The 23,919-nt window shown below is 69.0% G+C and carries 22 protein-coding genes; 10 read left to right on the top strand and 12 right to left on the bottom strand.

Annotated elements, in window-relative coordinates; translation table 11 throughout:
• Nucleotides 1-31: 31 nt before the first annotated feature.
• Together JYJ93_RS22695 and JYJ93_RS22690 are read right to left on the bottom strand one after the other, a co-directional pair.
• Nucleotides 32-370, bottom strand: a complete 339-nt coding sequence (locus tag JYJ93_RS22695; RefSeq protein WP_206794559.1) for a hypothetical protein — start codon at nucleotides 368-370, stop codon at nucleotides 32-34.
• Between the two features lie 39 nt (nucleotides 371-409).
• Nucleotides 410-859 (bottom strand): general stress protein, encoded by a 450-nt coding sequence (locus tag JYJ93_RS22690; protein ID WP_206794557.1) that lies wholly within the window; start codon nucleotides 857-859, stop codon nucleotides 410-412.
• A gap of 348 nt (nucleotides 860-1,207) precedes the next feature.
• Here JYJ93_RS22690 and JYJ93_RS22685 point away from each other — a divergent pair, with 348 nt between their 5' ends.
• On the top strand, nucleotides 1,208-1,918 hold the full coding sequence (locus JYJ93_RS22685; protein WP_242543897.1) for a VTT domain-containing protein: 711 nt from the start codon (nucleotides 1,208-1,210) through the stop codon (nucleotides 1,916-1,918).
• Here the strand turns inward: JYJ93_RS22685 and JYJ93_RS22680 are convergent.
• Nucleotides 1,905-2,810: a LysR family transcriptional regulator gene (locus tag JYJ93_RS22680; RefSeq protein WP_206794553.1), complete on the bottom strand. Its 906-nt coding sequence runs from the start codon at nucleotides 2,808-2,810 to the stop codon at nucleotides 1,905-1,907. The two genes, JYJ93_RS22685 and JYJ93_RS22680, sit on opposite strands and share 14 nt — an antisense overlap.
• Nucleotides 2,811-2,912: 102 nt before the next feature.
• Here JYJ93_RS22680 and JYJ93_RS22675 point away from each other — a divergent pair, with 102 nt between their 5' ends.
• The 3 genes from JYJ93_RS22675 (at nucleotide 2,913) to thiD (ending at nucleotide 5,517) form a co-directional block, all read left to right on the top strand.
• On the top strand, nucleotides 2,913-3,563 hold the full coding sequence (locus JYJ93_RS22675) for an NAD(P)-binding domain-containing protein (RefSeq protein ID WP_206794552.1): 651 nt from the start codon (nucleotides 2,913-2,915) through the stop codon (nucleotides 3,561-3,563).
• 86 nt (nucleotides 3,564-3,649) lie between these two features.
• A complete protein-coding gene (locus tag JYJ93_RS22670) occupies nucleotides 3,650-4,663 on the top strand; it encodes a hypothetical protein (RefSeq protein ID WP_206794550.1) in 1,014 nt (337 codons plus the stop codon).
• Nucleotides 4,664-4,707: 44 nt separating this feature from the next.
• Nucleotides 4,708-5,517 carry a bifunctional hydroxymethylpyrimidine kinase/phosphomethylpyrimidine kinase gene (thiD, locus tag JYJ93_RS22665; protein WP_206794548.1) on the top strand — a complete coding sequence of 270 codons (810 nt, stop codon included), beginning with the start codon at nucleotides 4,708-4,710 and terminating at the stop codon, nucleotides 5,515-5,517.
• 346 nt (nucleotides 5,518-5,863) lie between these two features.
• On the opposite strand, the gene JYJ93_RS22660 is transcribed toward thiD, so the two are convergent.
• The 6 genes from JYJ93_RS22660 to JYJ93_RS22635 form a co-directional block, all read right to left on the bottom strand.
• The gene (locus tag JYJ93_RS22660) at nucleotides 5,864-9,436 is read right to left on the bottom strand and encodes a DEAD/DEAH box helicase (RefSeq protein WP_206794546.1); all 3,573 of its coding nucleotides are present in this window, start codon (nucleotides 9,434-9,436) and stop codon (nucleotides 5,864-5,866) included.
• Nucleotides 9,437-9,459: 23 nt separating this feature from the next.
• Nucleotides 9,460-11,172 carry an N-acetylmuramoyl-L-alanine amidase gene (locus JYJ93_RS22655; RefSeq protein WP_206794544.1) on the bottom strand — a complete coding sequence of 571 codons (1,713 nt, stop codon included), beginning with the start codon at nucleotides 11,170-11,172 and terminating at the stop codon, nucleotides 9,460-9,462.
• An 84-nt stretch (nucleotides 11,173-11,256) separates the two neighbouring features.
• Complete coding sequence (locus tag JYJ93_RS22650) at nucleotides 11,257-12,024, bottom strand: DUF3592 domain-containing protein (protein ID WP_206794542.1); 768 nt, start codon at nucleotides 12,022-12,024, stop codon at nucleotides 11,257-11,259.
• A 49-nt stretch (nucleotides 12,025-12,073) separates the two neighbouring features.
• Nucleotides 12,074-13,408, bottom strand: a complete 1,335-nt coding sequence (locus JYJ93_RS22645; RefSeq protein ID WP_206794540.1) for a hypothetical protein — start codon at nucleotides 13,406-13,408, stop codon at nucleotides 12,074-12,076.
• Complete coding sequence (locus tag JYJ93_RS22640; RefSeq protein ID WP_206794538.1) at nucleotides 13,405-15,594, bottom strand: hypothetical protein; 2,190 nt, start codon at nucleotides 15,592-15,594, stop codon at nucleotides 13,405-13,407. The genes JYJ93_RS22645 and JYJ93_RS22640 overlap by 4 nt, the downstream gene beginning before the upstream one ends.
• Nucleotides 15,584-16,984 (bottom strand): hypothetical protein, encoded by a 1,401-nt coding sequence (locus tag JYJ93_RS22635; RefSeq protein ID WP_206794537.1) that lies wholly within the window; start codon nucleotides 16,982-16,984, stop codon nucleotides 15,584-15,586. Before JYJ93_RS22635 ends, JYJ93_RS22640 begins: the two co-directional genes overlap by 11 nt.
• A gap of 225 nt (nucleotides 16,985-17,209) precedes the next feature.
• Here JYJ93_RS22635 and JYJ93_RS22630 point away from each other — a divergent pair, with 225 nt between their 5' ends.
• The gene (locus JYJ93_RS22630; protein ID WP_206794535.1) at nucleotides 17,210-17,959 is read left to right on the top strand and encodes a hypothetical protein; all 750 of its coding nucleotides are present in this window, start codon (nucleotides 17,210-17,212) and stop codon (nucleotides 17,957-17,959) included.
• A 4-nt stretch (nucleotides 17,960-17,963) separates the two neighbouring features.
• Here the strand turns inward: JYJ93_RS22630 and JYJ93_RS22625 are convergent, their stop codons facing one another.
• On the bottom strand, nucleotides 17,964-18,869 hold the full coding sequence (locus JYJ93_RS22625) for a DUF2381 family protein (RefSeq protein ID WP_269012423.1): 906 nt from the start codon (nucleotides 18,867-18,869) through the stop codon (nucleotides 17,964-17,966).
• Nucleotides 18,870-18,905: 36 nt separating this feature from the next.
• Nucleotides 18,906-20,711: a serine/threonine-protein kinase gene (locus tag JYJ93_RS22620; RefSeq protein ID WP_206794533.1), complete on the bottom strand. Its 1,806-nt coding sequence runs from the start codon at nucleotides 20,709-20,711 to the stop codon at nucleotides 18,906-18,908.
• Nucleotides 20,712-20,872: 161 nt separating this feature from the next.
• Here JYJ93_RS22620 and JYJ93_RS22615 point away from each other — a divergent pair, with 161 nt between their 5' ends.
• Nucleotides 20,873-21,232, top strand: coding sequence for a helix-turn-helix transcriptional regulator (locus tag JYJ93_RS22615; RefSeq protein WP_206794532.1), 360 nt, complete (start codon nucleotides 20,873-20,875; stop codon nucleotides 21,230-21,232).
• 6 nt (nucleotides 21,233-21,238) lie between these two features.
• Here the strand turns inward: JYJ93_RS22615 and JYJ93_RS22610 are convergent, their stop codons facing one another.
• Nucleotides 21,239-22,405, bottom strand: coding sequence for a serine/threonine-protein kinase (locus JYJ93_RS22610; RefSeq protein ID WP_206794530.1), 1,167 nt, complete (start codon nucleotides 22,403-22,405; stop codon nucleotides 21,239-21,241).
• Nucleotides 22,406-22,538: 133 nt separating this feature from the next.
• On the opposite strand from JYJ93_RS22610, the gene JYJ93_RS22605 reads away from it, so the two are divergent.
• From JYJ93_RS22605 to JYJ93_RS22590, 4 genes are all read left to right on the top strand, one after another.
• Nucleotides 22,539-22,889: a DUF2019 domain-containing protein gene (locus JYJ93_RS22605; RefSeq protein ID WP_206800419.1), complete on the top strand. Its 351-nt coding sequence runs from the start codon at nucleotides 22,539-22,541 to the stop codon at nucleotides 22,887-22,889.
• Nucleotides 22,890-22,944: 55 nt separating this feature from the next.
• Entirely contained in the window at nucleotides 22,945-23,457 is a 513-nt protein-coding gene (locus JYJ93_RS22600; protein WP_242543896.1) for a helix-turn-helix domain-containing protein, read from the top strand.
• Nucleotides 23,379-23,546, top strand: coding sequence for a hypothetical protein (locus JYJ93_RS22595; RefSeq protein ID WP_206800722.1), 168 nt, complete (start codon nucleotides 23,379-23,381; stop codon nucleotides 23,544-23,546). The genes JYJ93_RS22600 and JYJ93_RS22595 overlap by 79 nt, the downstream gene beginning before the upstream one ends.
• Before the next feature lie 137 nt (nucleotides 23,547-23,683).
• Nucleotides 23,684-23,878 carry a hypothetical protein gene (locus JYJ93_RS22590; RefSeq protein ID WP_206794528.1) on the top strand — a complete coding sequence of 65 codons (195 nt, stop codon included), beginning with the start codon at nucleotides 23,684-23,686 and terminating at the stop codon, nucleotides 23,876-23,878.
• Nucleotides 23,879-23,919: the final 41 nt, after the last annotated feature.

The following is a 23,919-nucleotide window of genomic DNA, read 5'->3' as shown; positions in this document are numbered from 1 at the left end:
CAGCGTGCTTACACCCGCCCGCCCCCGCGCGTCATCCACGCCGATGCGTGGGCGCCGCCAGGACAGGCAGGGCCACCAGGCGGCCCATGGGTGGGTCGTCCGCGTCCATCTCCAGTTGCACGCGCTGGAGCATGCGATCCAGCTCCTCCTGCGGGAGGGAGGGCAGCACGCTCACTAGGACGATGCGGTCCTCATCCGCGCCCAGCGCGAGGCTGCGCAGTCCGGCGAACACCGGGACCTCCGCGGACAGGGCCGCGGCGGCGCTGCGCGCCCGGATGACCAGCGGTTCCGGGATGCCAAACTCCCGGAGCCGGCGGATCGCCCGCTCGGTCGTCTCCACCTGTTCGAGGAACGTGATGACCAGGTACACGCGGCCGTCATACCGGAAGACCGCGCTTCCTGTCCCCCGTTACTCGTTGCCACCCGGCTGAGCGGGCTCTTCCGGCGTCGCGGCCGGAGCGGCGGGGCTCTCGGAGGGCGCGGGGGCGTTCCCGGCCTGGCCCTCCATGGCGGCGCGGGCGGCGCGCTTGCCCTCTTCGATCAGCTTCTTGACCTTCTGCCCGCCCTTGCGGCCGATCTCCTCATAGAAGTTCGGACCGCGGGTGGCCTTGACGCGATCGCCGCCCTTCTTGCCGATCTCCTCGTAGAACTTCGCGCCGCGCTCGGCCTTCACGGTCTCGCCGCCCTTGCGGCCGATCTCCTCGTAGAAGGAGCGACCGCGCTCGGCCTTCACCGTGGCGCCGCCCTTGCGGCCGATGGTCTCGTAGAACTCGCGACCGCGCTCGTTGCGGACCGTCTCTCCGCCCTTACGCCCCGCCTCAGCCACCGTCATGCTGCCCTTGTTGTCCTTGTCCGACATGTCCGTGTCTCCTCTCGTGACTGCCCAACCCCGTCCGCGCCTTGGTGTCCCTTGCCTGAAACCTTGGGACGGAAGCGCCCCGATGCAAGCAAGCTCCGTACACCGCCAGCCGTTCTCTCCTGACATTGCATGCATAATCCCCAGGGATTTCGCGCGCTTATCAGGCCTGCTGGGCATCCGGACGGGACGGGTGATTGCCCGGCAGGACGCTCTCGTTGTTCACAACAATTCAGCCCACGTTGCCGATTCCCTGCTCGGATCCCACCTTGTGCGCAACGCCTGACACATCGGTCTGGCGGGTGTGGGGAGGTTCTTTTGGCGAGCGTCAGGAGTGGGCTGAAGACCTGGTTGCGGATCCTCGCGCCCATGGTCGTCTCCATTGGCGGTCTGGTGATGCTCCGGCTGTTGGGGCCGGACTTCATCGATCAGCGCACCATCCGGGAGCTGCTGCTGCCCCTGGGCGACTACGCACCCCTGGCCTACGTGGCCTTCCTGGCCGTGAGGCCCCTGACGCTGCTGCCGGGTCAGGTGCTCACCGCGGTGGGCGGGATGATGTTCGGAACCCTTGCCGCGACCCTCTATTCACTAACAGGCAGCTTCCTGTCCGCCACCCTGCTCTACTTCGTCGCTCGCAAGCTGGGCACGCGGCCCATGCAGCGTCTGTGCGGCAGCAAGTACCCGGCGATCGCCAAGGCGGCGCGGCGGCACGACTTCCAGTTCACGTTCCTCGCGTGCCTCAATCCGCTGTGCCCCACGGACATCATGCTGATCGCGGGCGCGGCGAGCGGCGCGCGCTTCTGGCCGTCCGTGCTGGGCGTGGTGCTGGGCACCATCCCGGGCACCTTCCTCACCGCGCAGTTCGGCAGTGGTCTGGCGCAGGGCCGCACGGTGATGACGGCGGTGTCCGCGGTGGGCATGGTGGTGTCGCTGGTGCTGGGCGTCATCTTCGGCCGCCGGTTCTACAAGGAGGTCAACGAGGCGTCGGTGGAAGTGACCGCGCCCGAAGCGGAGGCCCCGCGCGGCCTGCCCGCCGCGAAGGAAGTGCTCACCACGCCGTGACGGTGCGCAGCTCCTCCACCAGGTGCTGGAGGAGCGCGCGGACGCGGGGCACGGACTGGCGCCCCGGCAGGCACAGCGCGTGGACCGGAGGCCCCTCCGCGGCGTACTCCGCCAGGACCTCCACCAGCGCGCCCTCGCGCAGCCGCGCGTCGCTCATGAAGTCCAGCACCTGGCAGAGCCCCGCACCCGCGGCGGCCAGGTCCAGCAGCGCCGGGCCGTGATCCACGTCGATGGCCGCGCGCGTGCGCACCACTCCGGCCTTGTCGCCGCCGGGGGACTCGCGGAAGTGCCACTCGCGGGTGATGCCGCGCGGATCCACGAACTTCAGGCACGCGTGGCGCTCCAGCAGTGACGGGTGCTCCGGCGTCCCATGCCGCGCCAGATAGGCCGGCGACGCGAGCGTCATCCAGCGCGTGGAGAACAGCCGCCGCGCCACCAGGCTGGAGTCCTCCATCCCGCCCACGCGGATGGCCACGTCGACCTGCTCCTCCACCAGCTTGCTGAGCCGGTCGCTCATGCGCACGTGCAGCGTGAGCTGCGGGTGGCGGGCCTGGAGCCGCGCCAGCCGGGGCAGCAGCACGGGGCCCAGGATGAACGGCAGCGACACCGTGACGGGCCCCCTGGGCGCGCGGTGCGCCTGGGCCACCGTCTCGCGCGCGGCGCGGATCTGCGCCACGGCCTCGCGCGCCCGCTCCAGGAAGGCGACGCCCTCGGACGTGAGGGCCACCTGCCGGCTGGTGCGCTCCAGCAGCCTCGCGCCCAGCTCCTCCTCCAGCTTCCGCACCGCCTTGCTCACCGCCGCCACGGTGACCCCCAGCCGCTCCGCCGCCTTCCGGAAGCTCCGCTCCTCCGCCACGTGGAGGAACGGCAACACGCCCGTGAACAGGTCCATGGGCCGGATTGTCAACCCGGGGTTGACGATGGTTCAACCCGGACGTGCTCACGGCCGCCTGGGTTGACGATTAGGGTCCTCCCCACACGAAAGGGAGTCCTGATGAAGATCGCGATCCTGGGTACGGGCATGGTGGGCGAGACGCTGGGCGGCAAGCTGGTGGCGCTGGGCCACGAGGTGCGCATGGGCTCGCGCACGCCGGACAACGCGAAGGCCGCCGCGTGGGTGAAGAAGGCCGGGGGCCAGGCGTCGCAGGGCACGTTCCGGGACGCCGCCGCGTTCGCGGAGCTGCTCTTCAACTGCACGCTGGGCAACGCCTCGCTGGACGTCCTGAAGTCCGCGGGCGAGGAGGCCCTGCGCGGCAAGGTGCTGGTGGATGTCTCCAACCCGCTCGACTTCACCAAAGGCATGCCGCCGGGGCTCTCCACGCCTCCGGACGACTCGCTGGGCGAGCAGCTCCAGCGCGCCTTCCCGTCGCTGAAGGTGGTGAAGACGCTCAACACGATGAACTGCGAGGTGATGGTGGATCCCTCGCGCGTGCCGGGCGACCACGACGTCTTCGTGTCCGGCAACGACGTGGACGCCAAGGCCCGCGTGAAGCAGCTCCTCACGGAGGGCTTCGGCTGGAAGCACGTCATCGACCTGGGCGACATCACCACCGCCCGTGGAACCGAGGCATTCCTCCCGTTGTGGCTGCGGCTGTGGGGCACCCTGCGCACCGGCAACTTCAACATCCACGTCGTGAAGCGCTGAACGCCATGACGCGAGGGGACGCAACTTCCCGGGCCAGATGCGGATAACCTACCCAGACCCACTTCCCCCGGTGGTTGGAGGTTTCCATGAGCACGATCGACCGCACCCGTTCCCTCGCCGTGCCGTCCTCCACTTCGAAGACGGCCGCGGAGCCGCTCGCGAAGAAGCCGGCGGCGCATCAGCCCGCGTTCCAGAAGTCCTCCTTCGAGTCCGCGCCGGCGCAGAAGAACAGTCTGCTGGGCGGCCTCATCGACGCGGCGGTGGGCGGCATCAAGGACATCCCACGCTTCGTGGAGATGGGCGCCAACGTCTTCAACGCCACCACGGTGAAGGAGATCACCAGCCTCTTTGGCGGCGCGAAGCCGGACCGCGCGCAGGACGGCATGTTCGTGGGCGCGGGCGGCAAGGTGCTGCCGTCGACGACGAAGCTCGGCGACGTGCCGGGCGTCACGCCGAAGAACAATCCCAACCCGGACAAGACCCTCCTCTACGTCAACGGCATCATGACGCCGACGGCGGGGCAGCTGGGTGAGATGCAGGCGCTGGCGGACAGCTCCGGCGCGAAGGTGGTGGGCATCCACAACGCCACCGAGGGCCTGGTGAAGGACCTGGGCCAGTGCGTGACGGACAAGCTGGACAAGGGCAAGAACCCGGCCGTGGACACGCTGGCGGACACGCTCTACTCGGAGCTGAAGGCTGGCCGCGACGTGCACCTGGTGGGCTACAGCCAGGGTGGCCTCATCACCGCGCGCGCGCTGAATGACGTGGCGAAGCGGCTGCGCGTGGAGGACGGGCTGTCCCCCGCGCAGGTGGAGGCGAAGCTGAGCCACCTGCAGGTGGAGACCTTCGGCGCCGCGTCCACGAAGTACCCGGACGGCCCCCAGTACGTGCACTACGTCAACAACGCGGACCCCGTGCCCACGCTCACCGGCCTGGGCGGCGACGTGGATCCGCTGGCCTTCTTGAAGGACGCGGGCAAGGGCGCGGTGGTGCACCGCTTCACCGACGGCAACCTGAACCCCATCAGCAACCACATGCTGGACACGCTGTACCTGAAGCACCGCGTGGACTTCGACCAGGCCCGGCAGAACCAGTTCTAGTTCCAGGGTTGCAGGAGCCGGGGCGCGGCTAGGATGCCGCGCCCATGAAGCCCTTCCCTGTCGCAACCGCCCTCACCATCGCCGGCTCGGACAGCGGCGGTGGCGCGGGTATCCAGGCCGACCTCCGCACCTTCTCCTTCCACCGCGTGCACGGCACCAGCGCCGTGACGGCCATCACCGCGCAGAACACTCGCGGCGTCACCCGCGTGGACCTGCTCCCGCCCGAGTCCGTCACCGCGCAGGTGGACGCCGTCGCATCGGACATGCGCGTGGACGCGGTCAAGGTGGGCATGCTGGCCCAGCGCCCGCTGATCGAAGCCGTGGCGGATCAACTCTCCCGCGTGTCGCTGGGCCCCATCGTGGTGGACCCCGTGATGGTGTCCCGCGCGGGCTCGCAGCTCATCGACAACGAGGCGGTGGAGGCGCTGCGCTCGCGCATGCTGCCCCTGGCGGCCATCCTCACGCCCAACCGCCATGAAGCGAAGCTGCTCGCGGGCATGGACATCCAGACGCTGGAGGACATGCGCGAGGCGGCCCGGCGCATCCACGCCCTGGGCTCCCGCGTGGTGCTGGTGAAAGGCGGCGGCATGCCGGGCGCGCTGCGCGGCACGGATGTGTGGTTCGACGGCACGCGGATGGAGACGCTGTCCGTGGCACCCGTGGACACGCCGAACACGCACGGCACCGGGTGCACGCTGTCCGCCGCGATCGCCGCGAGGCTCGCGCTGGGCACCCCGCCGCTGGAGGCCGTGCGGCTGGCGAAGGAGTACGTCACCTCCGCCCTGCGCTACCCGCTCGCCGTGGGCCACGGGAACGGCCCGATCGGGCACTTCTTCCCGCTGATTCATGACTGAAACACAGACAAATCAATGCAATTGACTGCAATCAACTACAGACATCGCCACAATGAAGCATGTATTTATTTGATACATGTTTCATTGAGTGTGCCGAGACCCACTGAAAACGCGATCATGTAGGCATGGCAATACTGATCCGGGAGGTGGATGTAGGTGCCGGCGGCATCTGTTCGCCGACAAACGGCGCACCTTGCCCACCTGATCACTGTTTCATGTAGGCATGGCCGATCAGAAACTCAGGACTGATCGACCGTTCAGGCCAAGCGGCGCTGAAATGGCTAAAAGTCTGTTCAGTGCGTGTTCAGGCACCTGAACAGCCCCGGAAAAACCACGGAAAGACCGTTCAGTGCTTCGTCGCGGCGGAGTCGAGCCCGTCGATGCCCGGCAGCCGCTGCGCGAGCAACCCGAGCAGCTCCTGGGTGGACAGGCGGGCGGCGGCGTCCTTGCCCTCCAGCACGCCGGCCACCAGGGCCCGCTTCTGCTCATGGAGCGAAAGCATCTGCTCCTCGATCGTCCCACGCGCCACCAGCCGGTAGACCGTGACGGGGCGCTGCTGGCCGATGCGGTGGGCGCGATCGGAGGCCTGATCCTCCACGGCGGGGTTCCACCAGGGGTCCAGGTGGATGACGCTGGTCGCGGCCGTCAGGTTGAGTCCGAAGCCGCCTGCCTTGAGTGAAATCAGGAACAGGGGTGCGTCGCCCTCCTGGAAGGCACGCACGCGGTCCGCGCGGGCACCGGCGGGGGTCGAGCCGTCCAGGTACTCGTAGGCGATGCCCTGGGCGTCCAGCACCTCGCGCACCAGCGCCAAGTGGGACGTGAACTGGCTGAACACCAGTGCGCGGTGGCCTTCCTCGCGCAGCTCCTGGATGAGCTCCATGAAGCGCTCCAACTTGGAGGACTCCAGCTTGGACGACTCGTCGTACAGGCGCGGGTGCGACGCGAGCAGCCGCAGCCGCGTCAGCGCCGCCAGCACCTCGATGCGCCGCTCCTGGTCCTTCATCTTCGCCTTGCGCGTCTCCAGGTCGGACAGGGCCGCCAGGCGCGCGTCCTCGTAGAGCGTCCACTCCGGCGGGGACAGGACGACGGGCACCTTCACGTCCGTGCGAGGCGGCAGCTGCGCCTCCACCTGGGCCTTGGTGCGGCGCAGGAGGAAGGGCTGGAGCACCCGGGCCAGCGCGGGCGCGGCCGTCGGGTCCACCTGCTTCTCGATGGGCGCGGCGAAGCGGTTGCGGAACGCCTCCAGGCTGCCCAGCAGCCCCGGGAAGACCACGGCGAAGAGGGCCCACAGCTCGCCCAAGTGGTTCTCCAGCGGCGTGCCGGACAGCGCGAACCGGAAGTCAGCCTGGAGCGCCCGCGCCGCGCGGAAGCGCTGTGTGGCCGCGTTCTTCAGTTGTTGGGCCTCGTCGAAGACGATGGTGGCGAAGCGCAGCGAGGCCAGCCGCTCGATGTCACGCACGAGCAGGCCGTAGCTGAGCACCAGCACGTCGCGAGGCCCCAGCCGCTCCAGCGTGCCGCCCCGGTCCTCCGCGTCGGAGAAGATCGTCACCTTGAGTGACGGCGCGAAGCGCTTCGCCTCGTCCCGCCAGTTGAAGGCCACCGACGTGGGGGCCAGCACCAGCGCGGGCCCGTGCTTCGCGCGCTCCAGCAGCACGGCCAGGGCCTGCACCGTCTTGCCCAGGCCCATGTCGTCCGCGAGCACCCCACCCGCGTTCCACGACGCCAGCCGCGTGAGCCAGCGGAAGCCCTCGAGCTGGTAGTCGCGCAGCTCCGTCTTGAGCGCCGCGGGCACCCGGGGCTTCAGCTCCTTCGCCGCGAAGATGCGCTCGACCAGCGTCTTCCAGGACGCATCCGCGTCGATGAGCGCGCCCGCGGTGCCCAGCCCCGCCAGGGCCTCCGCCGCGGACGGGCCCACCTCCAGCCCGTGCTTCGATAGGTACGCGTGATCCGCCAGCTTCTCCAGCTGCTCGCGCAGCGCCGCTTCGATCTCCACCCACGTGCGCGCGTCCACCTGGACGAAGCGCTCCTTGCGCCGGGCCGCGTCCAGGAGCCGCGCCAGCTCCACCCGCTCGCCCTCCACGGACAGGCCGCCCAGCACGCCGAACCACTCGCGCTTGCGCTCCAGGACGACCTTCAGGTCGCCCGCGCCGCGCTTGGGCACGAGCCGCATGGACGCGCCCACCCACTCCAGCTCCGGCCGGGGCTCCATCTCCGCGCACGCGGCCAGCACCGCCAGCCCGCCCTGCGCGCTGTGGAAGAGGAAGCAGAACGGCAGCTCCTGCGGCTCCGCCGTCTGCAAGGGCAGCCGGGCCTGGAGCGCCGCGGCCGCCGTCAGCTCACGCCCGAAGTCGCGCACCGCGTGGAACGACCGCGTGTCGCGCCGCACGTGCACGTCGCGAGGCCCCTCGCCGGGCAGGTACGCCGGGCCATCCGGCAGCGCGCGCAGCCGCAGCTCCAGCCGCACCGCGCCCCCGGGCTGTCCTTCCAGCCGGAGCACCGGGAGCTGCCGCGGCGCGATGGACTCCCCCATCACGCTGCGGGGCATGGCCACCGGCAGGCGCACGGAGAGCTTCGACAGGTGCTCCAGCAGCGCCCCGTGACTCTCCGGGGGAAACGCGTTGCCGTGCTTCTGGAGCACCGTGGCCATGGCGCGCACCTCCGGGCTCACGTCCAGCACCGTGAGCACGTGCGCGCCTTCGTCCCAGAGGAACACCGCGTCCTCGGGCTTCGCCTTGCGCACGCGCTCCAGGAGCGGCGCGGGCAGCACGGCGCCATCCACGCCCGCGTTCACCAGCACGGTGCCGCCCCGGTCCTCCGCGACCAGGCCCACCTTCTCGCGTTCGATGCGCACGGGGAGGTCCTGCGTGCCCTCCAGCGACAGGCGCGGATGATCAATCAGCTCGAACAGCAGCGCGCGCGAAGCGGGCGCCGTGCTGTCGGTGAGCAGCGCGGCGATGCGCGAGTCCGAGGGGCTGAGCTGCGAGCCGTACTCCTGCAACAGCTTGCGCCGGGTGACCTTCGCCCCCGTCGTGCGCACGCCCTTCTTCGTGCGCCGGTGCACGTAGGGCGCGACCTCCACGCCGTACCCTTCGATGACGTCCAGCCGCCAGGAGATCTCCACGCCTCCGCCGCCGCCCGGGCTCTCCTCCACCGCCCGCTCCAGCGCGCGCAGCGTCCGGGCCCACGCGGGCCGCACCAGCTCCTCCAGCGTCTCGCCGAAGTCCTCCGTCCAGCGCTGCCGCAGCCAGAGGAGCGCCGTGTCCACGGCCGCCAGCTGGTGCACGCAGAACGTGGCGCCGCATGAACAGTCCGCCGTCACGCCGGACGGACTGAACGTCAGCCGCGCCTCCGCGAGGATGAAGCCCGAGCCCGGCGGGGACACCGGCAGCTCGGAGATGCGCGTCTCCTTGAGGCGGAAGCCCGGCAGGTCCGGCTCCTCCACCAGTGCTTCCAGCGGCAGCGCGCGCTCCGGACGCGGCGCGATGCTCGAAGGCACCCGGACGCGCCACGCCATCAGCATCCCGTGGACCGTGTGCGTGCGCGTATCGGCCGGGGGCGTGAGGCGCTCCGGGACGGAGGCCCGGGCCTCGATGGCGCCCTGCCGCTCGTCCTCCACGTAGCGCCAGGCGAGCTTCGGCAGCAGGTCCCGCATGCGCGGCGTGGGCAGCATCTCGGCCGTCCAGCGGTCGAGCGTGTCCTGGGCCAGCACCTCCACCAGCCGGCGGCGGGAGATGACGGCGCGCACCTGCGGCAGGTACGCGGCCTCCACGCGAGGCGTGAGCAGCGACAGGCTCAGGCGCGACAGGTGCTCCAGGCCCTCCGCCCGCAGCCACGCGCGCAGGTCCGCCTCCGTCTGGAACGGGGGCGCGTGGGGGTCCTGCGAAGGCTTGGGACTGGGCGGGGGGGACTGCTCGGCCATGGGGACTGACGACGACGAACGCGTCAGTCTACCTTGGCCACGCGGCGGCGATCACCGAGGAACTCTTCCACTCCCAGCACGATGTTCTTCGCCACCTCGTCCTGGTAGCGCTCGGACGCCAGGCGCTTCTCCTCCTCCGAGTGCGACAGGAAGGACGTCTCCACCAGGATGGCGGGCATCTTCGCGCCCAGCAGCACGTAGAACAGCGCCTCCTTGTGGCCCAGGTCCTTGATGCCGTCGTACTTGCCGGACAGGCCCGTCACCAGGTTGTGCTGCACGGCGTTCGCCAGCCGGCTCGACTCCTCCGTGTTCGCCTTGGTGGCCAGGTCCGCCAGGATGAACTGGAGGTCGCTGATGCCCTTCTCGGAGGACGCGTTCTCGCGAGCGGCCAGGCGGATGGAGTAGCGGTCCGCGGACGTGTTGAGCGTGTACGTCTCGATGCCGCGCAGCTTGTGCGTCGCCGCCGAGTTGCAGTGCACCGAGATGAACAGGTCGCCGTGCGCCTCGTTGGCCAGCTTCGCGCGGTCCTCCAGGCGGATGAAGGTGTCGTCGTCGCGCGTGAGCACGACCTCCAGGCCCTTCTCCCGCAGGCCGTCCGCGACCTTCTTGGAGATGGCCAGCGCCACGTCCTTCTCCTTCGTCCCCGCCTTGCCGATGGCGCCGGAGTCATGGCCGCCGTGGCCCGCGTCGATGACCACGCGACGCACCTTCAGCCCCAACTGCTCCGCCAGCGTCAGCTCCGCGTGGCGAGACTGCTTCGCCACGGCCTTGAGCCGGGCCTGCGCCACCTGCGCGTCCACCGGCGCCGTCACCGGGCGAGGCGCCTCCGGAGCGGCCGGCTTCGTCTCCGGCTTCGACGCCACCGCCACGGGGGCGGCCGGCTTCGACGCCACCGGGGCGTTGTCCACCACCGGAGCCGGCGCCTTCGACGCCACGGCCGGGACCTCCACGCGGGCCTCCGGCTTCGCGGACGCCACCGCCTCCGGAGCCTTCGCGTCGGCGACGGTGGGCGCGTCCACGATGTTCGCCGTGGCGTCCTTCGAAGTGGTCTCGGCGACCGGGGCCGGGGTGCTCGGAGGCACCGGCGACGGCTCGCGGGCGAGCTTGGAGATGGCGTCCACCAGCGGCGAGCTGGGGGGCGCGGCGGCGACAGCGGTGTCCGGCGTGGACTTCACCACCGGGGGCAGCGGCTTCACCGTGGGCTTCGCGGACGGCGTCTTGCTGGGCGGCGGCAGCGAGGCCAGCAGCGACTTCAGCTCCCGGTTCTGATCGCCCTTGGGGATGGTGGCCAGCGATTCGTTGAGGATCTTCCGGGCCGCCTCCGGCTTGTCCAGGCGGTTGACGTGGATGCGCGCCAGCGCCAGCGCCGCGTCATCCGCGAGCCGGTGCTTCGGGTGCGCCTCCACCAGCTTGGAGTAGTCCGAGATGGCCGCCTGCAGGTCCTCGTCCACGAAGGAGATGCGGCTCAGCTCCTGGAGCAGGTCGCCCGCGGTGAAGAGGGCGTCGGGAGCGCGGTCGCTCTTGGGGAAGCGCGTGGCCACGGACTCGAAGCGGTGCACGACGTTGAGCCAGTGGTGGCGCAGCTTGCGGCGGGACGCGTCGTCCTTCAGCGCGTAGTAGGCGCGGCGGGCCTGCTGGTACGCCTCCTCCGCTTCGTTGCGCTTGGCGGCTCCGACGGCGCTCGGGGCCGTGAGGAGCAGCACGGGCAGCACGAAGTGGGAGAAGCGAACGCGCATGGAAGCCTCCGGACGTTGCAGCTACAGGCGTGTGTCACACGGCCTCCGGGGGCCAGCAACTTTTCAACCCCACCTGTCCGTCCGTCAGCGCACCCAGCCCAGCGTCCGCGCCAGCTCCTCGTCGATGACGCGGCACCAGCCCGGCTCGGAGGGCACCACGGCGGCCAGCACCTTGCCGCCATTGCGCACCGGGGCCCGCTGGGGGCGGCAGCGCGCCCGCACGGCGTGTTTCACGTCCTGGCGGAAGAAGTGCGCGGGGAACACGGCCTCGCCCTTCCCTTCCGGCAGGAAGCCGTCATCCGGGGTGAGCCACACCAGCGCGCCCAGCCGCAGGGGCACCACCTCCCGGCGCCACAGCCGCCGCACCTCCCACGCGAAGCCGCCCAGGGCCACCAGCGCCCCCAGCCCCAGGCCCCAGGGCAGCAGCCCCACGCGGGACGCCTGGGCCCGGGCATGGGTCGCTTCACGAGGCCGCCCCGGCTGGGACGGATCCACCAGCAGTTGCACCCGGGCGCCATGGCCCAGGCCCGCCGCGTGGTCCGCGGCCGTGCGGACTCCGGACACGGAGTGGTCCTCGCCCGCGAACGTGTAGAGGACGTCCAGCGTGCCCTCCGCGTCCTCGCGCTGGCTCGGAGGGGGCGCATGGCTCGCGCCCACCACCGCGTCCACCAGCTCCGCGCTGGACGTGAAGCGCTGCTCCTCGATGAAGTAGCGGCCCACGTAGCTGGCCCCCAGGCCCAGCACGGTGATGAGGACCAGGCCCAGCACCACCCCGCGCACCAACCGCGCCACCGCCCCGGGAACCTGGGCCAGTCGAACACCGCGGGGGGCATGGGGGATGGCGAGCTGCATGGCGGGCGGGGAGCCTACTTCACGGCTGGTGTTCGCGCCCGATTCCAGCTCAGCCCCGGTGCCGCTCTGCCTCCCGGAAGAACTGCGTCAGCGAGAAGTCCAGGAGCGACGGACATGAGCGCATGTATCGGCGGGCGCGGAGAAAGGGAAGCCAGACGCGCTGGCCGACACGCACCTGAGACTCCTCCAGCTTTTGCCGCAACACCCACGTCCCGCCAAGCCGCCGCACCAGCACGCGTCCCAGGTAGGCTCCCACCGCCGGAGCGGTGTGCCCGTCGATGAGGTTCCGCGGGTACCGCTCCGGGAAGCTTTCCTTCGAGAAGTAGAAGTCGAGGTCCGTGAGGGACTCAGGCGTCTCGTCGAAGATGCTGGGCACATGAGTGTGCAGCGCCGCCACGAGTCCCTCGGACAGGTCGTCGTAGTCGCTGAGGACACGCTCCGGATTCCCGACGTCCGACGGGAGTGCGTCCGGGAGCCACTCCTCCGGCTCCGGCGGCTGGAGGGCGTTGAATTCGGCAATCCTCCGCTGCCGTTCGCTGATGGCGAGTTCGAACGAAAGCCGGGAAAGGAGCGGCGCCAGGTCAGGGTGAAAGCGTGGCGCCACCGGCGTGAGGGCAGCACTGCGCTCTCGCAGGGTCCGCAGCACCGTGTCGAAGTCGAGCTCCGGCCGAAGATGCACATGGGCGCGGGCCTGGGCGACGCGCGCCTCTTCACTGGCGAAGTCGGCGGGGGTGGGCCGCAGCACGACAAGGACAGAGCCGTTGGGTAGCTCCTCCGCGAGGTGCGCGGGAGTCGAGAGCATCCGCCCACGGCCTACCCTCTCCACCAGCCCTGGACCGAAGATATTGAGCCAGGAAAGTTCACGAAGCCCGGCTCCACCCGGCCCCTCCCGGTCGTCATCACCGGGGACAAGGGCTGATGCGTCCGCCAATTGATCATCGGCAAGACTGTTCGCCGTGGCGCCCATCACTGGAAAATGGGAGGCCCAGGCGCGGACCATCTCCACGAACTGATGGCAGCGCTCTGACTCCTTGAAGAGGGAAAGCGGCTGAACGGAAATCCAGACGTTCAACCTGGGGGCGGAGGGAGGCAGCCAGAAGCTGAGAGCCATATCCAATGAAGGCCATTCCGCACGAGAGAGGCCAATGGATGTGCTCCTCGTTCCGCGCTTCTCTTCGAGCGCTTTCAGAACGAGGTCTCGAGAATAGGCGTACGGCCGTTTCCCTCCAACAATGTCCGGCATCCATGCGCCCGCATGTGCCTCAAGCACGTCCAGAAATGGCTCGAGTGCATGCTTCAGGCCTGTCTTCTGGTCGAAGGTCGCTTCGAAGGAGAGACGAAGGCGGTCGTCAGCGTTGAACTCGTGCGTCCCTGCTCCATTCATCGAAACGACACCTCCACTCCGTCAACTTCATTCTGCGACTCACGCAGTGCCGCCCTCAGTGCTTTCGGGTCGGCGGGCTTGAGGTGACCGCCCTCATAGATGAGACGAACTCTCTGGACCTGTGTTGTCTGTTCAATTCCAGGGCGGCGAATGCGCAGGGTCTCACCGTAGTACTTCATGGCGGCGCTCGCATCGTCGATCATCTGGGCCTTGAGCGCGTCGAATCCGAACCGTGAGAGGTCACGGCTCTTGAAGCTGAAGGTCTCCACACGAGGAGACCGACCCGGAGCAGACCGTTCCTCGATGACGAGCACATCCGCGAAGCGCAGGTCCGACTTCATCACCCCCACGTGCGTTTCGATGCGAGGTTGCTCGAAATCACCGAGCCATCGGCGTTGCGCCCGTGGGAGGGCCGCATCCGCCTCCAGGAGGGCAACCATGGCTCTCTCGAAGGCCCAGCCCCGGCTGTATTGGGCGAACATCTCCTGGTAGCCCGCCCACTTCAGGGGGCCCTTGACCTCCGCCCCCCTCAGAATCTCCTGGAGCCGCCGCTCTCGGTAGGAGACGTAGTCGCGCCAGAGGCCCGCGCCCCGCTCGACTCCCGCTGGAGGGGCATCCCGTTCAGGAGCCAGCCCCTTCAGCAACTCCACGTCCTTGGGAAGGCGTGCGCCAGGGGCCTCCAGTTCGGCCTGGAGCAGCTTGGCTTTCGCCGCCTCCAGCGCGGACGCGGCTGCGTCCTGTGCCAGCGATGCGGAGCCGCCGGCCCGCTTCCCGGCCACGCCCTTCGTTGACGCGGCCCGGGCCGAATCGCGGTGGGCCTCCGCCAGCACCGCCTGCGCCTTCACCGGATTGCCGCGCGACTCGTATAGCGCCAGCAGCCCCGCCTCGCCCCACTCGGCGGCGACCCTCGCACCCTCTCGGCTCGCCTGGAGGTAGCGCAGCAGATCGCGAGCAGCATTGACGCCCAGTTGCTCCTCCAGGCGTCCCAGCAGCGCCTTCATCCCTTCCAGGTCCAATGCGGGCATCTGGATCCGTCGCGGTCCGCCGCGCGCCTCGACCAGGGCCCGTGCGCCCCTGCCCCCAGCGTACAGCGCCACCGTCAAGGCCGCGGGCGCGAGTTCCCGGCTGGCCTGCTCGTACTTGCCTTGCGCCAGCGAGTACGCCCCGTGCCCCGTCCCCGCCACCAGATGGTAGAAGCCGAGCGGCACGCCAAACGTCAGGTGGTCGAAGACCCCAGCCGAGATGCTTCCGGCCGAGTAGTGCCGCGCCATCAAGTCCTTCTGCACTTCGTCGAAGGCAACTTGATAGGGCGATGGCAGCTGCCTCCGCATCGCCATCAGATCCGCGTACCGGGCCTCACCACTCACGGTGGTGCTGGAGAGCATGTCCCGGCCCGCTCGCCCCAGCCCGCGCAACACATCTGGGGCCTGATCTCCTCGTTCCGGGAAGTCCTCCAGCGCCAGCTCCCGCCGCTTCAGCTCCTCGCGGACGGCAGCCATGCTCCCCAGCGTCTCCCCCAACTGCTTGTCGCGCGCCAGCAGCCGCACCACCTCGCGCACTTCGTCGTCGAAGGCCGAATGGAGGATGAAGAGGGCAAGGACCTCGGCATACGGCACGCCATATTTCTCGGTGGCGGCGACAAGGAACACCGCGCGCTTACGGCAGAGAATCTCCGAGGCTCGCGCGTCGAGCGGCCCCAGCGCCCCCAGCCGGATGGCGTCCCAAGGCTCCAGCGACTCCACCAGCGAGGCCATGTCCACTCCACGCTGCATGGCCACGAATTCCGCGGGCGAGGCACACGTCAGGAAGGGCGCCAACATCTCCCGGCTGGAATCCAGGTGGGGCCAACCGGAAGGCACGGCCTTGCCACCACAGGCGAAGGCAAGCCCACCCAACCCACCCGAGCCGCGCGTCCCCGTCCTTTCAACGGCGTCCGTCAGCGGGCCACGTCGAAAGCCCAGGGGCGCCGCCTCCACGCCTTCCCCATGAAGGGAGCCCGGCGCCGCGTCCCCCGCGTACACACCTGGCACCGTGCTGCTCGCGGCCTGAGTGATCCCGGACAAGGAACGGATGGCCAACGTGGCGCCATGGCGTGTTTTCGCGGGGACCGACGCGCAGCCTGATGCGATGAGCGCCACCATCAACACGAGGCCAGGTCCGCCATGCAGCCAACGCTCAGCGCACATGGTCCACCCCGAGCCCCACGGCCACGAACGCTTCTGGCCGCAGCGTCCCTTCTGGCGTGGGAGACAACAGCGTGCCGCCCTGCCCCACCGCGTACAGTGCCCCTCCCAGGAAGCGCCACCGCACCTCGCTCGACGCGAGGTAGCGGGCTGCCGGCTGGCCCATTCCCATCGCCATGCCGCCAGCCGCCACGGTCAGGTTCCGATGGAACACCTGCGCCTCCAGGCGCCCCTCCGCATCCATGCGGCCCCAGTTGAAGGCCTCCGCCCCCAGGGTCAGGCGGAAGTGGCGATTCCCCAGCACGCCCAGGCCCTCCGCGTCCCAGGTGAGAATCACCTCGCCATGGGCCGAGGCCCCATCCGGGAAGGGAGCATCCGCTTGCGGCAGGGCGGACGGTCCCGCCACCTGGAACCGCGCCAGTTCGTAGTCCGGACCGAAGGCGCCCTGGCGGAAGCCTCCCCGCTGCAGCCGCCCTTCCAGACGCGCCCGTAGGTCCAAGGTCGAGGACACGGACTCGACACCCAGGCCCACCACCGCGCCCCAGGCACCTCCTTCGCCGGGACGTCCACCCCAGCCTCCCATCGCCTGCAACTCGAAGCCGCCCTCGGGATTTCTGCGCCGCACGAGAATGGCCGTCCCATCCAGGTGGGCCAGCGTCATGGGGGCCGACGCCCCACCGGCCTTCCCCCAGTCATGCACCGCGGACATCGACAGCATGTACCGCAAGGGATTGTGAGAACGGCCGAAGAGGAGGTGCTCCGCATCCAGGACGACTTCCGCGCCCATCAGCCGCGCACCGAGCACGTCCGAGGCGAAAGCCTCCACGTAGACGGGCGCCATCAGGCCCGTCACCACCGCCCCAGCGGGGTGATAGTTGGGATTGCCCCGGTTGTTGTATCGACGCACCAGGTGCCCGGACAGCAGGGTGTATGACTCCAGGGCGCCCATCCACAGCGAGTTCGGCGCATCCCCTCCCACCGTAAGGATGCGCACCACCTGCCCCCAGTCGGACAGCGTGTCCCAGTCCTCCTTCCGCACGCGGCCGGCCCCTGTCCCACCGCCCCACATCCGCAGCCGCACCGGAGCGCCCAGGCCCAGGTGAAGCACTCCTGGCCTTGCCACCACCCACTTCGGCGCCACCTGCAGAAAGCCTTCAGCCCCATCCACCGTCCTTCGGGGGAGCAACGTCCACGTCGTGGCCTCCAGGCTCACGAGGTTCGCCCAGCGCGAACGCGAAGCGGGCGGGGTTGGCGGCGGAGACTCATCCTCGAGCTGGATGGGGATGAACTCCTCCACCGCTTTGGAATCCTCGTCGTTTGGTATCTCCTCCGCCCACGCCGCTCCGGACAACAACAGCAGTGACACGATGGCCCGGCTCCAACGCACGAACATCAACGCCTCCCGAGTAGGCCCTGACTGGGCAACAAGGGTGGAGCTTCCCTGTTGGGTCCGACAGGGAATGACGAGACCTGGGCGCTCGAACCGAACTTCACTTCGATGGGACCCGGGGCGTGCCCAGCAACGTGGTCGGGATGATGCCTGCGCGCTCCATCCACCAAATCAACGCGCTAGGCTCAGCGATTGATTGACCATGCCGCCCGCCCAAGGATGACGACCATGCCGACAGTCTCCATCACCGTGATTCCGGACAACAACCTGCGCCTGGACATTGATGGACACGTCTGCTGTTTCAACCCGATGACGGAGGAAGAGGAGCGGGAAGAGGCGGACGCTGACACCCTCTTCATCCTCGAAAGCGGGGAACTGACGCAGAAGCAGGACCCCTCGGCCTTGAGCGTCGAGGCCTATGAACTGGAGAACGGGATCAAGCTCCTCCGGAAACCCTCCTCGGAGATCTGGTGCTCGCGCTCCTTCAAGCAACACCTTGAGCAACGCATCGAGGATGCCAGGGCGGGCAGGTGCCGGTTTCCGGGCCAGAAGGCGTTCTATTCGAGCCTCGCGGGCAAGGTTCATTGGCTCCACCCCCAGCACGTGCTGGACCGGAACGGCTTCAGCCTCCGCCTGCTCGAGGTCACCCCGCAGCCCCTCTTCCCCGCGCGCAGGTCTGGAGTCCTGCTCACCTTCGGGGAGAGAAACCTCCTGGTCGCGAATGGCTCCGCCTGCGAGGGCGACTACACCGGCGCGATCGTGCCAGGGCTGGAGCTGCTGATCCTCGATCCCGACGTCCCGAAAGAACGAGCGACGCAGCTCGTGAAGTTCGTCCGATTCCTGCGCCCGGCAAGGCTCTTCCTCAAGCCCCGGAGCGTCGGGAAGAAGCTGAACGCGGAGCTGCTCGAACAGCTCAAGTCTCAAGCGCCGGAGATCGAGGTCATCCGGCAGAAGGCGCTCCAGCTGACCTTGTCCTGAGTCCTCAAGGAAACGTCACGTTCCCCAGCGTGATGTTCCGGGGACCGTTTGCTTCCCAGAGCTTGAGTGAGAACGGTCCTTGGAGGGCAGCCACTGGCGCCTCGGCCTCCACGAACACGCGTGCCCCGGGGCCTCCTGGCAGGATGGGCGTTGCTTGCCACACGCGGAGGATCTTCAACTCCTCACCCGACCTGCCTTTGAGCACCGCCCCCTCCGCGGTCCACGGCTGCGTTCCCGCCTTCACCTGGATCCAGACATCCACGGCCACCAGCTTGCTGGACCGATAGCTATTGACGAGCGATGCCTCCAAGTGGTGGGGCGACGTTTGCACGACGGCCTTGGTCAGGACGTGCCCCGCTACGCCGTTCGGGTCCAATCCCCCGCTGTAGAGAATGCCTGTCAGGCCGCCCGGGGTCTCATGCTCGGACGTCATGCGCACCAGCTCTTCCCGGCAATGGAACGCCTCCGCTCGCACATCCCGGAGCTCCTGCTGATACGACTCGATCGTCCGCCGTTTCCGGAAGACCTCAAGGGTGGCCTCGGCTTTCGCCGGATGGACCCTCAGCAGGAACACCACCGCCAAGGGCGCGGCGCCGTCCCGAAAGCGCGCGACGAGTTTGAACTTCTCGCCTGGCGTGGCGCTCGCCGAAGGCACGAGCCTGAGAGTGGCCTGCCCCACATCCACCAGCGAGAAGCGCTCCCGGCCTTCCAGTTCGATGCTCTCCCGCTGCAACTCCGAGTCGAAGAGAAGCATCGTGGAGAGGCCCGGGCTGACCATCACTTCACCAACGCTGCCAGCTCCATCCGAGCCCAGTTCGATGCGACGTGCTCCGGGCACTGAAGACGCGTCCTCCAACTGTGCAACCGCGGCGCTCCCGACAAGGAGCAGCCCCAGGAGGACGACCTGCACTGAAGATTGCACTCGATGATCTTCCCTTTGGAGTCGCTATTCGAACTCAGCGACGGCCTTCACATATGCCGTCGTCCAGATGCGCGCGCGGGAGGGAGAGTCATCACCTGCTTCTCGCGCCATCCCTCGCGGCCCCTCTTCGGCATGCACGTCAAAACAGACAGGGAAGCTGTCGCCTTGGGGCGTCGTTGCCCAGGTGAGACGAACATAGACGCGGTCGCGCACGATGCTGCGCCCGGACACGACGCTGTCGCCTGGCAGCCCCTTCCAGCCCCCCAGGAGGCGCACTTCAACAGGCCCCTCTCCGATTGAAATGAGATGAGGGATTCCTTGAGCGAAGAGCGTCGGCTGCTTGTCTCCGATTCTGGCTCCCCGCTTCTCCATGGCCTTCACCGCGCCAATCGGACACGGCTCCGGCGGCGGAGGCTGGCGCACCTGCGCTCCAGGACACGCGAGCGCCGTGCAAGCCGCCGCCGTGCTCACCGCACGGGCCATGACGCCCATGCCTTTCTTCGCGGGCTTCTGGGGGAGCTGAAGGGGCTGCGTGTCTTTCTGCGGCGTCGTCACGGTGGCGGAATCCTCCTGGTGCGTCGCGGAGAGGGCGACGGCCGCGGCGGGGGCCTCCGGCCCGGTGGGGGTCGCGGCGCGGGCAGCTTGAGGCGACTTGCCTGAAGCCGCTACTTCCTGACGGGCTGGGGGCTCCCCTGGAACGCGTGAGGCTCGAAGCCACAGCGCCCCCACCGCGGCCAACACCAACAGCACGACGGCAAATACCCACGGAGAAACAGGCCTGCTCGGCTTCGCCTCGGTCCCCGGCGCGGACGGCGTTGCCTCATCAGCAGGAGGCGGAACCCGCCTGCCCCGTCGAGGCCGGTACAGGGGCGCATGCAGCCACTTCTCCTCACTGTCCTTGTCGCCCTCCGTCGTCGCGGTGTCCTCGCCGTAGGCATCGCAGATCGGCACGTCCCATGTCGCATCCGCGTCCGCCAGCACCCGCTCCAACTCCGTCACGGCGGCCAGGGCGCTCAACGTCCGCGTCTCCGGCGTCTTCTCCAGGAGGCACATGCACACGTCGCTCAGCGCGCGGGGCACCCGTGCGTTCTCCGCGTGCGGCGGCACCGGATCACGCGTCATGACGGCCTCGATGAAGCTGGGGTCGTCGGCCTCATCGAAAGGCTTGCGCGCCGTCAGCAGCGTGTAGAGGACCAGGCCCAGCGCCCACAGGTCGTCCGAGGGCCCGGCTTCGTACCGGGCACCAGGCACGTGGACATGCTGCCGGAAGAAGCGCCACGCCTCCGGAGCGCGGTACTCCGGAGTCCCCGGCGGGAGGATGTCCACCGTCAGGCCTCGCGCGCCCTCGTAGTCGCCGATGCCGAAGTCCACCAGCTTGGCCACGCCGTCCAGGGCCCGCACCATGACGTTGGCCTCCTTGACGTCCCGGTGCAGCACTCCCGCCGCGTGCGAAGCCGCCAGCGCCCGCGCGACATCCAGCGCCACGCGCGTTACCTGCCGCGCCGAGGGGTTCTCCTCGTCCGCCCAGACGTCCAGCCGGCGCCCGTCCACGTACTCCATGGCGATGACGCCGAACCGCGGCGCCCCGGGTGGCCACAGGCCATGGCCCTGAAGCCCCACCACGTTGGGGTGGCGCAGCTTCAAGAGGATGGAGACCTCACGCTCCACCCGGTCCCCCACGCGCGGCAGGTGCAGCAGCTTCAAGGCGAAGGGCTGGCCCGCGTTGCGCGCGAGGTACACCGTGCCGAAGCCGCCCTGCCCCAGCTGGCGCTCCACCGTGTAGCCCAGCACCTCAGCCCCGGGCGGCAGGATGGCGGGTGGCGGCCTCATGTCGTCCTTCCCTGGGCGCTTCGGGCCACTCGCATGCGACGTCCTCTTCGCGCGGGCGTGCGCGCTGCCAGCAGCCCGGTATCGTCTGATACACCTCGCGCGGCACCTGGGACGCCCCAGCCGCGCATCCTCCTTCCTCCACCTGCTCCCGAGCCGGTCCCATGAACGAAGAACTGGCCATCACCATCGGCAGAACCGCCCGCGCCGCCCGCGAAGAACAGGGCCTGACGCAGGCCGAGGTGGGTCCTCGCGTCGGTCTGCTCTCCACCGTCTACAGCCGCCTGGAGCGCGGGAAGATGCTTCCCAGCGTCCCGACGCTCTACCGGTTGTGCACGGAGCTGAAGGTGTCGCCGGAGGACATGCTGGGCCTCACCGCCCTGGTGCGAGGCCGCAAGGGCCAGCGCCCGCGTCCCCGCGAGGACGAGACCCCCGCCCTGAAGCGGCTGCTCTACCTCGCGCGCAAACTGGACGCGGAGAAGTTGGAAGCGCTCCTCCATGTCGCCACCGTCCTGACCCGCTGAAGGCTGCTATTTCCGCGGAGGCAGGCCTCCGAATTCGTGCGCCTCCAGCCCTTCAGGGAAGAGGCCCCCCTCGCCGAACTCCACCGCGTCCCGCAGGCCACCGCCCTCGGCCAGCACGGTCGCCACCTCCTTGGACGCCTCGTGGCGCCCATAGCCTGGATGCCGTCGAGCCAACGCGGCACGGAGCGCGTCACGCATCTCCGACGCCGTGGCGAAGCGCTCCGTCGGGTCGGCGCGCAGGGCCGTGTGCAGCAGCGCCTTCACGTCCGGCGAGAGCCCCGCGACCGCCGCCTCGACGTCCGCCGGGCTGAACCGGGCGAGCAGGATGCGCATCTGCGTCAGCGGCAAGGAGGGGAAGACTTCAATCTGCAGGGGCGGCAGCCCCGTGGAATCGAAGGACACGTCCTGCACGTCGAAGAGGTGCTTGCCGGTGAGCAACTCCACCAGCAGCACGCCCAGGCTGAAGACATCGGAGCGTGGCGACAGCGGCTGCTTCTCCAGGTACTCGGGTGAGGCATAGGCCACGTCTCCCCGGACGAGGTTCATGGGCGACTCCTCGCGCCCCACCATCACCGAGTACGCCGCGCCGAAGTTCGTCAGCTTCACGCCGCCGTGCGCTCCCACGTAGACATGCCGGGGGTTGACGTCGCGGTGGATGATGCCGAGCGGCCGGCCCTCCTCGTCCGTCAGCGTGTGCGCGTGATGCAGCGCCTCCGCGAGCTCCGCCCCCACGTAGAGGCCAAAGGACTCGGAGACAGGCCTGCCGCGCGCGACCCCGGCGCTGACCAGCGTCTCCAGCGAAGGCCCGTCCACGTGCTCCATGACGACGTGGAGGAAGTCCTCGTGCACCTTCCGGAAGTAGACCTGAGCGATGCCGGGATGGTTGAGGCGGAAGGCCAGCTGCACCTCCTCCATCAGCCGCTTGCGGCGCAGGTAGGTGGAGGGATTGGGCAGCCGGCGCACGAGGCACAGGCCCGACAATGCGCCATCCGCCACCTGCCGCCGACGGGTCAGCAACAACAGCTCCCCAGTCTGCATCCGCACCAGCTCGCGGATCGCCTCGTAACGGATGCCCTGGACGGAGAAGAGGAAGCGCGGCGCGTCAGGTGTCGGCGAAGGCAGGCGACGCGCGGGCTGGGTGCTGCCTCCGCGATCAGGGGTGGACGGGGTCATGGCTCCTCCGGGCATGCGCAGGGGCGCGAGCACGCCGCCCGGGGAGTCTTCATCGTCAAAACCCTAAAAGTCCAGTACAGACGACCTTTTAGGTACACAAGCATATCGAGGCGAGGACCACGTGCCCTACGAGTTGAAGATGCTGGAGCTTGTCGAGCAGTTCGCCCAGAACGTAGTCGCGCAGAACGAGGCCATCTTCCGGGGAGACGCCAAGACCGGGAACAAGCACGCCAGGAAGTACGGTGCCGCCGTCGACAAGCTCTTCGCGCACGGCGATGCCGGACGTGACGCGCTCAGCGTGCTGCTCAAACACGAGCGAATGGATGTGCGCGTGATGGCCGCCGCCCATCTGCTCCGCTACCGGACGGCTGAAGCCAAGGCGGTCCTGGAAGATGCCGCCAAGGGACAAGGATTGGGCCCTTTCGGAGCACAGCAGGCATTGAAGCGTTGGGAAGAAGGGACGTGGGCGCTCGATCCAGGCTAAGTAGGCCGCCAGAAGTTCCGAGACAAATTCCGGCCGCATGCACAGTTTCTGATGCATGCGACCGGCAAGGAGCCCTGCCGAACTGGGGCTGACAGCATACGACAGGCAGAAGCGGGCGCTGCGGCAGGCACGCGATGCCCGCCACTTCCGTCGCCTTCTGGCCATCAAGCTCATCGGCGAGGGTAAGAGCCCGGGCGAGGCCGCGCACCTGGCGGCCTTGAGCCGGCCGGCCGTCTACTTCTGGCTGGAGCGCTACCTGACGGAGCGCACCCCGTCTGCACTGGTGCATGCCCCGCGCTCGGGCCGCCCCAGAGCAGCCCCGCGTCTCACCTCCAAGCGTCTGCGCAGGGTGGTACGCACCAGCCCACAGAAGGCGGGATGGGCCAGCCATGGCTGGACGGTGCCGCTGCTATGCACCCACCTCAATCGGAAGGGTTTCGAGGTGTCAGCCCGTACGCTGCGCCGACGGTTGCATGAGGCGGGCCTGGCGTGGAAGCGACCGCGGTACGTGTACGCAACAGCAGCACCGCACCCGGGGCAAAAAAAAGTGGCCTTGTTCGCCGTCTGAAGCGGCTCAAGCGCCAGTGGCCCCGTGCGGTGCTGCTGGTCATGGACAGCACCGTGCTGCGCTGGTTTCCACCACTGCGCGCGGCGTGAGCTCCGGTGGCCGAGCAGTCGCTGGTGAAGATTACCGGCGAGAATGCCAAGAGCACGTTGTGGGGGGCCATCAATCCGCGCACCGGCACGCGTATCGTGATGGCGACCCGGCCAAGCAGCGCTCGGAACTCAACTGCATGGACCACCTTTGGCGTCCGCTCAAGCAGCGCGTTTCAGCCAACCGGCAGTACCCGACGGTGGAGCAGCACGTCGACGCCGCACTCCAGTGGGTGCTGGGCCTTTCACCTCAGGACGCCCTCCGCAAGGCGGGCTGCCTCGCCGAGGGCTTCTGGCTGCGCGATTTGTTAGAGAACTTCTGGCGACCTACTTAGTCATACGAAGGCTTGTCGTGGCGCGATGCTTCAAGCAACCT

Source organism: Corallococcus sp. NCSPR001 (assembly GCF_017309135.1).
Taxonomy (GTDB): domain Bacteria; phylum Myxococcota; class Myxococcia; order Myxococcales; family Myxococcaceae; genus Corallococcus.
Note: the sequence above shows the minus strand (reverse complement) of the source record. Positions and strands in the feature narration are given on the sequence as shown.

Excerpts from the sequence above, each read along its gene's own strand:
- JYJ93_RS22690 (WP_206794557.1), bottom strand. The coding sequence starts at position 859 with ATGTCGGACAAGGACAACAAGGGCAGCATGACGGTGGCTGAGGCGGGG.
- JYJ93_RS22680 (WP_206794553.1), bottom strand. The coding sequence starts at position 2,810 with ATGGACCTGTTCACGGGCGTGTTGCCGTTCCTCCACGTGGCGGAGGAG.
- JYJ93_RS22675 (WP_206794552.1), top strand. The coding sequence starts at position 2,913 with ATGAAGATCGCGATCCTGGGTACGGGCATGGTGGGCGAGACGCTGGGC.
- JYJ93_RS22670 (WP_206794550.1), top strand. The coding sequence starts at position 3,650 with ATGAGCACGATCGACCGCACCCGTTCCCTCGCCGTGCCGTCCTCCACT.
- thiD (WP_206794548.1), top strand. The coding sequence starts at position 4,708 with ATGAAGCCCTTCCCTGTCGCAACCGCCCTCACCATCGCCGGCTCGGAC.
- JYJ93_RS22660 (WP_206794546.1), bottom strand. The coding sequence starts at position 9,436 with ATGGCCGAGCAGTCCCCCCCGCCCAGTCCCAAGCCTTCGCAGGACCCC.
- JYJ93_RS22655 (WP_206794544.1), bottom strand. The coding sequence starts at position 11,172 with ATGCGCGTTCGCTTCTCCCACTTCGTGCTGCCCGTGCTGCTCCTCACG.
- JYJ93_RS22650 (WP_206794542.1), bottom strand. The coding sequence starts at position 12,024 with ATGCAGCTCGCCATCCCCCATGCCCCCCGCGGTGTTCGACTGGCCCAG.
- JYJ93_RS22645 (WP_206794540.1), bottom strand. The coding sequence starts at position 13,408 with ATGAATGGAGCAGGGACGCACGAGTTCAACGCTGACGACCGCCTTCGT.
- JYJ93_RS22640 (WP_206794538.1), bottom strand. The coding sequence starts at position 15,594 with ATGTGCGCTGAGCGTTGGCTGCATGGCGGACCTGGCCTCGTGTTGATG.
- JYJ93_RS22635 (WP_206794537.1), bottom strand. The coding sequence starts at position 16,984 with ATGTTCGTGCGTTGGAGCCGGGCCATCGTGTCACTGCTGTTGTTGTCC.
- JYJ93_RS22630 (WP_206794535.1), top strand. The coding sequence starts at position 17,210 with ATGCCGACAGTCTCCATCACCGTGATTCCGGACAACAACCTGCGCCTG.
- JYJ93_RS22620 (WP_206794533.1), bottom strand. The coding sequence starts at position 20,711 with ATGAGGCCGCCACCCGCCATCCTGCCGCCCGGGGCTGAGGTGCTGGGC.
- JYJ93_RS22615 (WP_206794532.1), top strand. The coding sequence starts at position 20,873 with ATGAACGAAGAACTGGCCATCACCATCGGCAGAACCGCCCGCGCCGCC.
- JYJ93_RS22610 (WP_206794530.1), bottom strand. The coding sequence starts at position 22,405 with ATGACCCCGTCCACCCCTGATCGCGGAGGCAGCACCCAGCCCGCGCGT.
- JYJ93_RS22600 (WP_242543896.1), top strand. The coding sequence starts at position 22,945 with ATGCGACCGGCAAGGAGCCCTGCCGAACTGGGGCTGACAGCATACGAC.
- JYJ93_RS22590 (WP_206794528.1), top strand. The coding sequence starts at position 23,684 with ATGGACCACCTTTGGCGTCCGCTCAAGCAGCGCGTTTCAGCCAACCGG.